The 13,407-nt window shown below is 66.3% G+C and carries 13 protein-coding genes; 1 reads left to right on the top strand and 12 read right to left on the bottom strand.

Going from position 1 to position 13,407, the window contains the following annotated elements:
• Positions 1-67: 67 nt before the first annotated feature.
• The 3 genes from rluB to AC1DP9_RS23435 form a co-directional block, all read right to left on the bottom strand.
• Positions 68-2,017, bottom strand: coding sequence for a 23S rRNA pseudouridine(2605) synthase RluB (gene rluB / locus AC1DP9_RS23445; RefSeq protein WP_477108633.1), 1,950 nt, complete (start codon positions 2,015-2,017; stop codon positions 68-70).
• A gap of 28 nt (positions 2,018-2,045) precedes the next feature.
• Positions 2,046-2,969 (bottom strand): SMC-Scp complex subunit ScpB, encoded by a 924-nt coding sequence (gene scpB / locus AC1DP9_RS23440; protein ID WP_477108632.1) that lies wholly within the window; start codon positions 2,967-2,969, stop codon positions 2,046-2,048.
• A gap of 636 nt (positions 2,970-3,605) precedes the next feature.
• Positions 3,606-4,364 (bottom strand): sulfite exporter TauE/SafE family protein, encoded by a 759-nt coding sequence (locus tag AC1DP9_RS23435; RefSeq protein ID WP_477108631.1) that lies wholly within the window; start codon positions 4,362-4,364, stop codon positions 3,606-3,608.
• Positions 4,365-4,448: 84 nt separating this feature from the next.
• On the opposite strand from AC1DP9_RS23435, the gene fnr reads away from it, so the two are divergent.
• Complete coding sequence (fnr, locus tag AC1DP9_RS23430; protein WP_092290819.1) at positions 4,449-5,174, top strand: fumarate/nitrate reduction transcriptional regulator Fnr; 726 nt, start codon at positions 4,449-4,451, stop codon at positions 5,172-5,174.
• A 28-nt stretch (positions 5,175-5,202) separates the two neighbouring features.
• On the opposite strand, the gene AC1DP9_RS23425 is transcribed toward fnr, so the two are convergent.
• The 9 genes from AC1DP9_RS23425 to AC1DP9_RS23385 all read right to left on the bottom strand — a co-directional run bounded on the left by AC1DP9_RS23425 (position 5,203) and on the right by AC1DP9_RS23385 (position 13,362).
• A complete protein-coding gene (locus tag AC1DP9_RS23425) occupies positions 5,203-5,448 on the bottom strand; it encodes a hypothetical protein (RefSeq protein WP_092289602.1) in 246 nt (81 codons plus the stop codon).
• The gene (locus AC1DP9_RS23420; protein ID WP_477108630.1) at positions 5,445-5,672 is read right to left on the bottom strand and encodes a hypothetical protein; all 228 of its coding nucleotides are present in this window, start codon (positions 5,670-5,672) and stop codon (positions 5,445-5,447) included. Before AC1DP9_RS23420 ends, AC1DP9_RS23425 begins: the two co-directional genes overlap by 4 nt.
• A gap of 40 nt (positions 5,673-5,712) precedes the next feature.
• Positions 5,713-7,254, bottom strand: a complete 1,542-nt coding sequence (gene ccoG, locus AC1DP9_RS23415) for a cytochrome c oxidase accessory protein CcoG (protein ID WP_477108629.1) — start codon at positions 7,252-7,254, stop codon at positions 5,713-5,715.
• A 55-nt stretch (positions 7,255-7,309) separates the two neighbouring features.
• The gene (gene ccoP, locus AC1DP9_RS23410) at positions 7,310-8,224 is read right to left on the bottom strand and encodes a cytochrome-c oxidase, cbb3-type subunit III (RefSeq protein ID WP_092289608.1); all 915 of its coding nucleotides are present in this window, start codon (positions 8,222-8,224) and stop codon (positions 7,310-7,312) included.
• Complete coding sequence (locus AC1DP9_RS23405; RefSeq protein WP_092289610.1) at positions 8,221-8,391, bottom strand: cbb3-type cytochrome oxidase subunit 3; 171 nt, start codon at positions 8,389-8,391, stop codon at positions 8,221-8,223. The genes ccoP and AC1DP9_RS23405 overlap by 4 nt, the downstream gene beginning before the upstream one ends.
• Positions 8,392-8,396: 5 nt before the next feature.
• Positions 8,397-9,062, bottom strand: a complete 666-nt coding sequence (ccoO, locus tag AC1DP9_RS23400; protein ID WP_477108628.1) for a cytochrome-c oxidase, cbb3-type subunit II — start codon at positions 9,060-9,062, stop codon at positions 8,397-8,399.
• An 18-nt stretch (positions 9,063-9,080) separates the two neighbouring features.
• Positions 9,081-10,541 (bottom strand): cytochrome-c oxidase, cbb3-type subunit I, encoded by a 1,461-nt coding sequence (gene ccoN / locus AC1DP9_RS23395; RefSeq protein ID WP_477108627.1) that lies wholly within the window; start codon positions 10,539-10,541, stop codon positions 9,081-9,083.
• A gap of 158 nt (positions 10,542-10,699) precedes the next feature.
• Positions 10,700-10,846, bottom strand: coding sequence for a cbb3-type cytochrome oxidase assembly protein CcoS (ccoS, locus tag AC1DP9_RS23390; protein ID WP_092289615.1), 147 nt, complete (start codon positions 10,844-10,846; stop codon positions 10,700-10,702).
• Between the two features lie 2 nt (positions 10,847-10,848).
• On the bottom strand, positions 10,849-13,362 hold the full coding sequence (locus tag AC1DP9_RS23385; protein ID WP_477108626.1) for a heavy metal translocating P-type ATPase: 2,514 nt from the start codon (positions 13,360-13,362) through the stop codon (positions 10,849-10,851).
• Positions 13,363-13,407: the final 45 nt, after the last annotated feature.

Genomic DNA, 13,407 nt, shown 5'->3' with positions numbered 1-13,407 from the left:
AGCCGGACAGGATCCGCGGGCAGCGTGCGGCCAGGGCGAGCCCCGGCCGGCATGCCGCCTGCCTGGGTTAGCGGTGACCGCCACCCCCCTGGTTGCCGCCACGACCGCGCGGACGACGCGGGCCGCTGGCATTGCCGCCGCCCTTGGTTGCCTTCGGCATCACATTGCCGTTGGCCTCGCCACCACCGCCGCGACGCTGCTGGCCGCGCTGGCCACCCATGCCTCCGCCGCCCAGGCCACCACCGCCGCCAAGGCCGCCGCGATTGCCACCGCGCCCACCGGCACCGCCGCCACGCAGGCCGCCGGCCGCGCCACCACTGAACTTGGTGGTATGCGACGTCAGCGGCGCCGGGCCGGTCGGGATGTAACCCATCGAGGTCTGCATCGGATCGGGCTGGCCACCACGGCCGGCACCGCCGCCGTTACCGCGCGCGCCACCCTTTTCGTAGCGCGGCAGGCCGTCCATGCCGGTGTGCATCGGCATGCCCGCAATGGCCGCCTCGGTACGCGCCTTGCGGCCGCCTACCTTGGTGGCACCCTTGCCGCCCTGCTCGCCCTTCGCCGGCGCTTTCAGGCCGATATTGGCCATCAGCGCGCGCACGTCGGTCGGGTCCAGCTCTTGCCAGCGGCCACGCTTGAGGCCGCGCGGCAGCAGGAACTGGCCGTAGCGCGTACGGATCAGGCGCGACACGGTCAGGCCAACGGCCTCGAACATGCGGCGCACCTCGCGATTACGGCCTTCGGTCAGCGCCACGTGATACCACTGGTTCACGCCTTCGCCACCGCCATCAGCGATGCGCAGGAAGTTCGCTTCGCCATCGTCCAATTGGATACCGTGCAGCAGCGCCTGGCGGTCGGCCTCGGCCAACTCGCCCAGCGTGCGCACCGCGTATTCGCGCTCCACGCCGTAGCGCGGGTGCATGAAGCGGTTGGCGATATCGCCCGAGGTCGTGAAGATCAGCAAGCCTTCGGTATTGAAGTCGAGACGACCCACCGCCACCCACTTGCCGGCCTTGATGCGCGGCAGGCTGTCGAACACGGTCGGACGGCCTTCCGGATCGCTCTGGCTCACGATTTCACCGGACGGCTTGTGATACAGCAGCACGCGCGGTGGCTTGCTCGACACCTTGCGATGGATCAGCTTGCCGTTCACGCGCACCTGGTCGGTCGGCAAGATCCGCTGGCCGATGTGGGCCGGCAGACCGTTAACCGAGACACGACCCTCGAGGATCAGCTGTTCCATTTCGCGGCGTGAGCCGAGGCCGCCTTCGGCCAGCACCTTGTGCAGCTTGGGCGCGTCATCGTCGGCGGACAGTTCGCGCACCGGCTTGGCCTTGGTGCGCGGCAGCGCCATCTCTTCCTGATCGAATTGTTCCGAGATCACGAATTTGAAGACGTCCTCGGCACCGCCAGCAGGCTTGCCGGCCTTCGCGCCGCGAGCCGGCTTGTCACCGGCGCGCTGCTCGAATTTTTCCGAAGGCTTGCCGCCTGCGGCGCCCGCCTGACCCTTGCGCTGACCCTGGCCGCCTTGGCCACCCTGACCGCCTTGGCCGCGCTTGTCGCGCCGGCCCGGCTGCTGGGCTGCCGGCTTGTTGTCGCCATCGACCAGCGCAGCCTTGCGCTGGGGCTGCTGGCGGCGCTTGCGCACGCCGGCACCCTGTGGCTGCGCAGGCTGGCCGTCGGCGTCACTCGCCTCGGCGCGCGGTTCGCGGACGTCACGGGCATCACGATCGGCTGCCGGCTTGCGGCGGCCACGGGCGCGCGGCTCGCGACCGGCCGGTGCGGCGGCGTCGGGCTGCGGCGCGTCGGCTTGCGCCGGTGCGGCGGCATCGCCCTCGGCACGGCCACCCTCGCGGTCCTGTGCGGACTGGCGGCGCGACGCCACCAGATTGCGCAGGCCACGGCGCAGGCCCTTGCGGCGCGGCGCGCCGTCGGTGCCATTGCCCGCGTCGGGCGCAGCGCCGGTATCGCCCGGCGCGTCCGGTTGCCGGACGTCTTGCTCAGCGGAATCAGACAAAGTATTCACTATCGATGTTGCGTGTTATTCAGTTGGACACGCGTTCGTCGTCCTCAGCAGGATGCGGCGCGTTGCCGTCCCGGACCGAATCGTCGGCCGCTTCCGGGGAGGAAGCAGCTGTGTCCACGTGGAAACCGTTGGCGTGGGCCAGCGGCGCGTCGTCGTCATGCCCGCCATCGGCGGACCACTGCGCAACGCTGTTGTCTTGCGGGTGCGGCGTGTCGTTCTGTTCGGTATCGGCGCCGTGGGCTTCCGTCTCCACCGGCTCCGCATGGTCGCTCTCCGCCGCGGCCACGACTTCCGCTTCCACCGCATCGGTAGCGGTCTCGGCGGCCTGGGGCTCGGCAAAGGTCTCTTCATCGCCAGCCGGCGGGTTGGCCGTGGCAACTTCTTCAAAATCTATCGCCTGCTGGTCCAGCAGGGCTGCCTGGACCTGGGCCTGGGCATCCTCGAGCGGCGGCAGCTCATCCAGCGTGCGCAGCCCCAGATCGTCCAGAAACGCCTTGGTCGTGGCATAGAGCGCGGGACGGCCCGGTACGTCGCGATGCCCGATCACCTCGATCCAGCTGCGGTCCTCGAGCTTCTTGACCACGTCGGTGCTGACCGTCACGCCGCGAATTTCCTCGATATCGCCGCGCGTCACGGGCTGGCGATAGGCGATGATGGCCAGCGTCTCCATCACCGCGCGCGAATACTTGGGCGGCTTTTCCGGGTTGAGCCGGTCGAGGAACTCGCGCATCTCGGGCCGGCTCTGGAAACGCCAGCCGCTGGCCAGGGCCACGAGTTCCACACCGCGTTGCTGCCAGTCCTGTCGCAATTCGCCCAACAGGGCGCGGATGGTGTCGGCGCCGACATCGTCGGCGAAAAGACGGCGGAGATCGTTGACGCGCAGGGGCTCCTGCGCACAAATCAGCGCGGTCTCGAGGACGATCTTCGCCTCTTGGGTATTCATGTGATTGTGTGCAGCCTGTCTTTGCACCTGCTCCCGGACGAATCCCGGAGCACTGGAGATTTCGGATACAGCGGTACCGATGCCACCGCCATCTCATTGCGCAGCCAACTCGCAGCCTGTCGCAGCCCAGGCAGCCAAGCGGTGCACTTCGTTCTTTTGCATCGATTTGCCGGGTCGTTCCGGCAGGAGATCGTCCGCATCCGGCTGGCTTCGCCGGKAGTCGAACCTCTTGCGTCGCGCTCTCGCCTTTACCCTCGCAGGCGGAACCCTTCCCCTTGGAGCGGACATTCGCCAGGACAATCAGATTGCCAAGGCGGCAAGAAAAAACGGATATCGGCCCGGACAAGCTTCGTCCTGCGCCTGCGCCACCACTCCACAAGGCCGACCGGCCTTTTAAACCAGATCTTTTGAACCGGATGCACTGTGGGGACGGATCCGGCAAGCCAATGCTGCCTCGGACCCATGGACACGCATCCCAGATCAGGGATGCCGGCCCGGCGACGCCAGGGAATTACGTGGCGCGATACCGTGGTTCTCGCGATTGTATGGCATTCCCGCCCCCCTCCGCAACCCGCCCGCCGCCCGGCGTGGCGAATGGCACGAACCGGGGCGGCCTGTCCGCCGCCCGGAATCGTCCTAGAACACCACGCAGAACCCATGCGCAGCCAGCGTCTCCGGGAGCCAGACCGCCCGCGCCACGCCCACGATGCCGAAGCCGATGATCAGCACGCCCGCCACGGTCCGGACCGCCGGCCGGCGCGACACATGGCGCACATAGCCCGACAACCCCGAAATCACCAGCAGGTTTGGCAGCGTTCCCAACCCAAAGACGAGCAGAACCAGCGCGCCCGACGCCGCATTGCCGGCCAGCAACGCCATTGCGAGTGCCCCATAGACCATCCCGCACGGCACGATCCCCCAGGCGAGTCCCAGACCGAAGCGCCGCAGCAGCGGCGCATGCCGGGCCAGGCCGGCAGGCAGCCTGATACCGAGCGCGCCCATGCGACCTACCACCCCTTGGGCCATGCGCACCGCGAACGCCTCCAGGCGCGCCGCACGCATGGTGCGCCCACGCAACAGCCAGAAGCCCGACATCACCAGCATCGCTCCGCCTGCGCCATAGAGCCATCGCTGCACAGGCAGATAGTCCTGCTTCCATACGGTGGCGCCGACGGCACCCACCACCGCCCCCAGCAACGCGTAGGTGGTCAGGCGGCCGGCGTGCATCGCCAGCAATTCCACGAGCCAGCCGCGCGGCGAGCGATGGATCGTCACCGGCACGCACACCGCCGCGCGCTGCTCGGCCGCCATCGCAATGCCGCCACACATCGCAGCACAGTGGACGCCACCAAACAACGCAACGATAAAAACGCTGAAAAGCACACCAAATGGCAACGGTCCCTCGCTTCCGCGTCACTTCACGCGGTAAAATTGATCTGTCGCGCCCTCGCTGCAATGCGCATCACCAAGAGCCCTCAATTGCTTACCTCCATACCCGTCACCGAGATCTCGCCCCGCTGCTCTACGTGCGGGATGGGCCAGCTTTGTCTGCCGGTAGGCATGTCGCACCAGGACCTCCTGAAGATGGACACGCTCGTGCAGGAACGCGTGCGCGTGCACAAGGGCGAAACGCTTTACCGCATGGGCGATCCGCTCACCGCCGTCTATGCCGTGCGTTTCGGCACGCTCAAGACGCACGTGACGCTCGAAGACGGCCGCTCGCAGATCACCGGCTTCCATCTGCCCGGCGAGATGGTCGGTATGGATGGCCTCGGCGAAATGCAGCATGCTTCCGATGCCACGGCCCTCGAGGATGCCGAAGTCTGCGTCGTACGCTTCAACGACTTGCAGGCGCTCTCGTCTGACCTGCCCTCGCTGCAAACCCAGTTCCTGCGCTTGATGAGCAAGGAGATTTCGCAGGACCAGGTGATGCTGATGACGTTGGGTTCGATGCGGGCCGAGGAGCGGCTTGCCGCGTTCCTCGTCAATCTTTCCGATCGCCTGTCGGCGCGTGGCTACTCGTCGAGCGAGTTCGTGTTGCGCATGAGCCGCGAGGAGATCGGCAGTTATCTTGGCCTGAAACTCGAAACCGTCAGCCGCCTGTTCTCTCGTTTTGCCGAGGCGGGCCTGATCCAGATCCGCCAGCGCCACGTCAAGCTCATCGACATGGCCGGCATCAAGCAGATCTACAACCGCTCCTGCTAAGGCCGGCTCGCCGGCGGCGGTGCACTCGCTACTCGAGTTCATCGGTATCGCTGAGCGGCGTTGGCATGGTGTAGAGCGTCAGGCCGCTCGACAAGGCGCAGAACAGCCACGCCAGCAGGAATCCCACGGTATAGATCGCCTCACGCGACGCGTCGACCGGATGACCGAAGAAGCTCAGGTCACTGGGATCGACAATCGAGAACACCGTTGCCGTGGCCACGCCGCCCATCAGGAACGCTGGCCACATCACCCACATCAGCCAGCGTAGTCTCATGGCCGCCTCGCCGTGTCATTGACATGGGCGTCGGCATGCACGGCGGACCCATCCAGCTTCTCCACCACCAGCCCATGCCGCGCGGCATCGCGCACCGGCACGTCGGCGTGGGTATTGGCGAGCCAGATCGTCACACCACAGCCGATCATCGCCAGCAGCGGTCCGCTCATCAGCAGCCACGGCCACGGTTCCTTCCACCACGGCTTGACTTGTTGCGCTGTCATTGCCTACTCCTTGCGTCGAATATTTCCTGAATGACCTGTCCTACAGGCCGCGCGGCACGATGAAACTGGTCGCTTCCTGGATCTGCGCGCGTCCGCGTGCGTCGTCCATACCCTCCCCCGTGACCGTGATACGGATCTTGTGCGTGCCCTGCGGCGCGTGGTCGATCGGGATACGGATCCGCACCGGCAACAGCCGGTTCGACGTAGGCGCCAGCGTTTCTGCCGACTTGTCATACTCGATGGTCAACCCTTGCAGCTCCGCGCTCGTCGCCTGTACCCGGACGCGCATCGGCGTCTCGGTCGTATTGATCAGTTGCAGCCGGTACACGTTCTCGATCCAACGACCTTCGACCTCGCGGCCCAACGCGCCACGGTCGCGGATGACATCGACCTTGAGCGGCGTGCGCATCGCCAGCGACCCGATGAAGCCCCCCACCAGCGCCGACCAGATCACCGCGTAGACAATCGTCCGTGTGCGGAACAGGCGCTTGCGCGCCGCGACTGCCGACAGGCCCTTGCGCATCGCGTTCTCAGAGGTGTAGCGGATCAGGCCACGCGGATAGGCCATCTTGTCCATGACCTGGTTACAGGCGTCGATGCAGGCACCGCAGCCGATGCACTCGTATTGCAATCCGTCACGGATGTCGATCCCGGTCGGGCAGACCTGCACGCAGATGCTGCAATTGACGCAATCGCCAATGCCGGCGGTGTGCCGGTCCGTCTTGCGCGAGCGGCTGCCGCGCGGCTCGCCACGGCCTACGTCATAGGTCACCACGAAGGTATCGCGGTCGACCATCACGCTCTGGAAACGCGCATACGGGCACATGTACTTGCACACCTGCTCGCGCATGAAGCCGGCGTTGCCCCAGGTGGCGAAGGCATAGAACAGCATCCAGAACGACTGCCACGGCCCCAGCGAGAGGTCGATCACCTGCCCGCCCAGCTCGCGGATCGGCGAGAAATAGCCGACGAACGTGAAGCCGGTCCACAGGGCGATCACCACCCAGAGCGTGTGCTTGGTCGCCTTGAGCCGCAGCTTGCGCAGGCTCCACGGGTCGCCGTCCAGCCGGATGCGGGCGATGCGATCGCCTTCCACGCGTCGCTCGATCCACATGAAGATTTCTGTGTAGACGGTCTGTGGACACGCGTAGCCACAGAACAGCCGGCCCGCGATGGCGGTGAACAGGAACAGGGCGAGCGCCGAGATGACAAGCAGGACCGCGAGGTAGATCACGTCCTGCGGCCACAGCACGAGGCCGAAGATATAGAACTTGCGCGCGCCGAGGTCGAACAGCACCGCCTGGCGGTCGTTCCATTGCAGCCACGGGGCGCCGTAGTAGACCAGCTGGGTGAGGATGACGAGCCAGACGCGCCAGCTCGAGAAGGCGCCCGTGACCGAGCGCGGATAGATCTTGCGCCGGACCTCGTAGAGTGTTTCTTCCGAAGATTCAGCCGATTGGGCAGATTGCCCGGATCGCGGCGTGGCAGCCGGGCGCCATGGCGGGCTGTCGTCGGGCCGTGAGGGCTCCGGCGTGGCGGGGTCGTCCGCTACGGGCTGTGCAGCATTGGGGGGCGCGTTCATCTTGTGTTCCTCGCGCCCCGGCAGGCGGCTGGCCGCCCTGCCCGGGGGCTGTTGATCATTGTCCGGCCGCTCCTGTATTGGAGAGACCCCACACGTAGGCGGTCAGCATGCGGATGCGCTCGGGCGTCAGGATTTCCTCATGCGCGGGCATGTGCCCGTTATGACCCTTCTGGATCGCCTCGACGATGGCATTTTCCGAACTGCCGTAGAGCCAGACGCTGTCCGACAGGTTCGGCGCGCCGAGCGCCTGGTTGCCCTTGCCGCTGGCCCCATGGCAGGCCGCACACGTGGTCTTGAAGGTGCCCTCGCCCCGCGACGCGCGGATCGGGTCAGACGCCAGGCCCGACAGCGAGCGCACATACTGGGCCGTGTCCCCGGCGAGCTTGGCGTCGATGACGCCCGCGAACGGCGGCATCATGCCGTTGCGACCCTTGGTGATCGTCTGACGGATCGTTTCGGGGTCGCCGCCATAGAGCCAGTCGTTGTCGGCCAGGTTCGGAAAGCCGCGGCTGCCGCGCGCGTCGGAGCCATGGCACTGCGCGCAGTAGTTCAGGAACAGGCGCTGGCCAATTTCACGGGCGTCGGGATCGGCGGCGACCTTCGTCACGTCCATCGACATGTACTTCCCGTAGATCTCGTTCTGCATCTTCTCGGCGGCCTGTCGATGCGCCGCCAGTTCGCCCTGCGAGGAGAACCCCAGCACGCCGGCGTAGGAACCCAGGCCCGGATACAGGACCAGGTAGCACACGCTGAAGATGCAGGCCAGCAGGAACATCCACATCCACCAGCGCGGCAGCGGGTTGTTCAACTCGCGCAGGTCACCATCCCAGACATGGCCGGTATCCTCGGTCGCACCCTGGCTTTTTGGCGCCCGGCGCTGCGAGAACAGCAGCCACACGCACCACGCGATGCCGACCAGCGAGATGGCCGTAATGTAGTAACTCCAGTAATCGGAAAAGAAATCGCTCATGACTGTGGGTTCCGGCTTGTCGTTATCGTGGTCTCGTCGGGCAACGCGAAGGGCAGCATGGCTGACTCCTCGTTGGCGGCCTGGCGCCGCGACGACCAGGCCCACCAGCAGATGGCGAGGAAGGCCAGCATCGACAGCACGGTGGCAGCGGAGGTCAGGATGGCCATGGCGGTTACTCCTTCGGTGCCGCGGCCGCCGTGGCGGCGTCCAGGCGCACGTTGCGGCGGTTCAGGCCGAGGCCTTGCAGGTAGGCCACCATCGCGTCCTCTTCGGTCTTGCCGGCGAGTTCCTCAGGGGCATGGGCGATTTGCTCCTCGGTGTACGGCACACCCAACCGCTTCAGGGCGCGCATCCGGCCCTGGATATCGCCCGTCGGCAGCGCGGTCTTCTCGAGCCACGGATACGACGGCATCACCGATTCCGGCACCACATCGCGCGGATTGCGCAGGTGGATGCGCTGCCAGTCATCCGAATACCGGCCGCCCACGCGGGCGAGGTCTGGACCGGTACGCTTGGAACCCCACAGGAACGGATGGTCATACACCGACTCGCCGGCCGTCGAGAAATGGCCATAGCGCTCCGTCTCGGCCTGCAGCGTGCGCACCTGCTGCGAATGGCAGCCGACGCAGCCTTCGCGGATATAGATATCGCGGCCCATCAGGCGCAGCGGCGTGTAGGGCACGATGCCCGCGTCGGGCTTGGTCGTGGAATGCTGGAAGAACAGCGGCACGATCTGCACCAGACCCGCAATGCTCACCACGAAGATCGTGGCGATGATCAGCCAGCCAACGTTCTTTTCCAGTGTTTCGTGGGTGAAGAATCCTTGTTTTTGTGACATCTCAGCAATCCTCGGCGGTCAGTGTGCGGGAGCCTGGGCGGAAGCCGGCAGGCTGGCCGGGATCGGCGCGTCCGTGGCCGTCTTGCCGGCGATCGTGCGCACCACGTTGTAGGCCATGACCAGCATGCCGGTCAGGAAACACAGGCCACCGAGCAGGCGGATCAGGTAGAACGGATACTTCGCCTTGACCGCTTCGACGAACGCGTAGGTCAGCGTGCCGTCCGGCTGCGTGTCGCGCCACATCAGCCCTTCCATCACGCCGGCGATCCACATCGAGGCGATGTAGAGCACCACGCCGATCGTCGCGATCCAGAAGTGCCACTCGATCAGCTTGACGCTGAACATCTCCTTTTGCCCGAACAGGCGTGGAATCAGGTAGTACAGCGAGCCGATCGAGATCATCGCGACCCAGCCCAGCGCGCCCGAGTGGACATGGCCGATCGTCCAGTCCGTGTAGTGCGACAGCGCATTCACGGTCTTGATGGACATCATCGATCCTTCAAACGTGGCCATGCCGTAGAACGACAGCGCAACCACCATGAACTTGAGGATCGGGTCCGTGCGAAGCTTGTGCCAGGCGCCGGACATGGTCATGATCCCGTTGATCATCCCGCCCCAGGACGGCGCGAGCAGGATCAGCGAAAACGCCATGCCGAGCGACTGCGCCCAGTCCGGCAGCGCGGTGTATTGCAGATGGTGGGGGCCGGCCCACATATAGGTGAAGTTCAGCGCCCAGAAGTGGACGATGGAGAGCCGGTACGAGTAGATCGGCCGTCCGGCCTGCTTCGGGATGAAGTAGTACATCATCCCGAGGAAGCTGGTGGTCAGGAAGAAGCCCACGGCGTTATGGCCGTACCACCACTGGATCATCGCGTCCTGCACGCCCGCATAGGCGGAATACGACTTCCACATCGACGCCGGCATCTCGATGTTGTTCACGATATGCAGGATGGCGATGGTCAGGATGTACGCGCCGAAGAACCAGTTGGCCACGTAGATATGGCGCGTCTTGCGCTTGATGATGGTGCCGAAGAACACCACCGCGTAGGCGACCCAGACCAGCGTAATCAGGATGTCGATTGGCCATTCGAGTTCCGCATATTCCTTGGAAGTCGTGATGCCGAGCGGTAGCGTGATGGCGGCCGCCACGATGACGATCTGCCAGCCCCAGAACGTGAACGCTGCCAGCGGCCCGCAGAACAGGCGCGCCTGGCAGGTGCGCTGCACCACGTAGTACGACGTGGCGAACAGCGCGCTGCCGCCGAAGGCGAAGATCACCGCGTTGGTGTGCAGCGGACGCAGGCGCCCGAAGGACAGCCACGGGGTATTGAAATTGAGATCTGGCCAGATCAGTTGCGCCGCCAGCAGAACGCCGACGGCCATGCCGACGATCCCCCAAACCACGGTCATCACGGCAAACTGCCGTACGACGCCGTAGTTAAAGGTGTCGACGCGTGGAGACGCGGTAGAGACATCCATTCAGACCCCCAAATACAGAAGTAAAGATCGTTTAACCCTAGTGTTGGTGTGACTTTAGAAAGTCGCCGCCGCCCGCGCGTTGATCCCGGTCAAGTCGCAATTCAACGAAGGGAACTGTTGCTGCCGCGCGCCACTCGGGCTCGTAAAAAGCTTGCAATTCATGGCTTGTCGTTATCGAGCAGGATGGCTTCGCCGGGTCGGTCGAGGTCGTCGTACTGGCCCGCGTTGAGCGCCCACCAGAGCGCGCCAGCGATCAGCGCCACGAGCACCAGGCTCATTGGCACGAGCAGGTAAAGGGTTTCCATGGTCAGCGCTCCTTGTTCGGTGCACGCAGCAGGCGCCAGGCATTGGCCACCACAAGCAGCGACGACACGGACATGCCGATGCCTGCCATCCAGGCCGTGACCAGCCCTGTGGCGGCCAGCGGAATGGCCACAATGTTGTAGAAGAAGGCCCAGCCGAGGTTCTGCCGCACCACGCGGCGCGTACGGCGCGCGGCGGCGATGGTGTTGGCAATCTCGGCCACGCCGCCATGCGTGAGGACCGCGTCGGCGCCTGCCTGGGCCAGCGGTGCGCCGCTCCCGATTGCGATGGAGACCTGTGCCTGGGCCAGCACCGGCGCGTCATTGATGCCGTCGCCCACGGCCAGCACCACAGCGCCCTGCTCTTGCAGCGCGGCCACATAGGCGCGTTTGCCCTCGGGCGTCACGGCGCCATGGGCGGTTTCCATGCCGAAATGGTCGGCCCACCAGCGCACCGCTTCGACGTTGTCGCCAGAAATCAGATGAGTACGAATGCCAAGCAGGTCGAGCGCGTCGATCAGCGCCGGCGTCTGCGGGCGTGCAATATCGGACAGGAAAAACCGTGCCAGCAGGCCCTCGGCAGCGCCCAACCAGACCTCGGTAGCGCCGCGATGGGCGTTGCCAGAGGCGCCGATGGCCGCGTCATCGCCGACCCAGACGCCCGCCTCCAGCGCCAACGCCGCCGCGAAGTCGCGCCGGCCAAGCCGCACGCGCCGCCCGTCGACACAGGCTTCGACTCCCTGCCCCGGCACATTGCACAGATCGTCCACCGAGGGCTGCTCCCGCCCGGTCGATGGTGCGCGGGCATCGAGGAACGCCCGGGCTATCGGATGCTCGCCGCCCTGCTCCATCGCCGCGGCAATCGCCAGGCAGATGTCCGCTTCGAGGCGGCCTGTGGCTTCGGTCAGTACCACCGCGAAGCGCCCCTCGGTCAGCGTGCCGGTCTTGTCGAGCACGATGTCGGTGACGCGCGCGAGGGTTTCGATGGCGTGAGACCGCGTCAGCAGCACGCCGCGCCGCGACAGTGCCGCACCGGCGGCCGCCAGCGCCGCAGGCGTAGCCAGCGACAGCGCGCAGGGACAGCTCACCACGAGCACCGCCACCGTCACCAACAACGCGCGCGACGGATCGATCCAGACGGCCCAGACGATACCGGTGACCGCCGCCATCCCAAGCAGCGCGCCGACAAACCAGCCTGCGACGCGGTCGGCCAGCATCGCCAGTCGTGGCTTTTCCGCGAGGGCGCGATCCAGCACCGCCACGATTTCGGCCAGCCGCGTACTGGCGCCGATGCGCCCGACGCGCACCTCGAGCGGGCTGGCCGTGTTGAAACACCCGGCGAGTATCGCATCGCCGATACCCCGCCGCACCGGCCGTGCCTCGCCGGTCAGCATCGATTCGTCGAGTTCGCTGATGCCAGCCAGCACCACGCCGTCCACGGGCATGATTTCACCGGCCTTGACCCGGATACGGTCGCCCGCGCCGAGGCGGGCCACCGGCACGCGCTCGGCGGTGCCGCCCTCCGTCAGGCGCTCGCAGGTGGCCGGAAGCTGACGCGCGAGCATCTCGGCGCCGCTTCGGGACGCCTGACGCACGCGCAGTTCCAGATAGCGGGCCAGCAGCAGGAAGGCCACGAACATCGTCACGGAATCGAAGTAAACCTCACCCACGCCGCGCACCGTGGCGGCTGCGCTGGCCAGAAAGCCGGCGGCCACGCCGATGGCCACGGGCACGTCCATGCCCATCGCGCGCTGGCGCAGGCTGCGCCAGGCGCCGGTGAAGATCGGGGAGGCAGAATAAAAGACGACCGGAAGCGTCAGCGCGAAGCTGGCCCAGCGCATCAGTTGCAACTGGCCAGCATCGATCGTGGCTTCATGGGTGTAGATCGGCCACGCGTACATCATGACCTGCATCATGCCGAGCATCGCCACGGCCATCCGCATCAGCAGCCCGCGCCGTTCGCGGCGGTCCTGGCGGTCGCTGCGGGACACCTCGAATGGCCACGCCATATAGCCGATGTCCGCTAGGGCGCCGAGCAAGGCTGACACGGTTTGTTGCGATTCCCGCCAGCGCACCACCACGCGGCGCGTTGCCACGTTGGCCACCGCCAGTTCCACACCCGGCAGCTGGCCCAGGCGCTGCTCGATCAGCCACGCGCAGGCAGCGCAGCGGATACCTTCCGGCGCCAGAGTGACCTCAGCCTTGCCATCGCCTAGCGGGCGGACGAACTGCTGGCGCAGCTCGGGCGTGTCGTAGGCAGCCCAGACCGGCTCGGCTTCCCGGCGCGCGGCGTCGTCGATAGGACGCGCAAAGCGAGAGGTATCGCCATATAGATGGCCGAAACCGGCCGCGTGGAGCGTCTGCGCCAGCGTCTGGCAGCCGCCGCAGCAGAAACTGCGCGCGCTGCCTTCGACATCGGCAATGAATACCGGCTCCGCTGGCGTCAGCGGCTGGCCGCAGTGAAAGCAATGGCCGTCTACGTGCGTGGAAGTCGATCGGGATGGCGAAGCGCCCGCCATCGTGGGGGCCGCAGGCGTCGCGGGAATCGCGCGCCGGGCGGCGGA

Source organism: Cupriavidus sp. 01L43, assembly GCF_056399925.1.
This window is presented reverse-complemented; position numbering and strand designations above follow the sequence as displayed.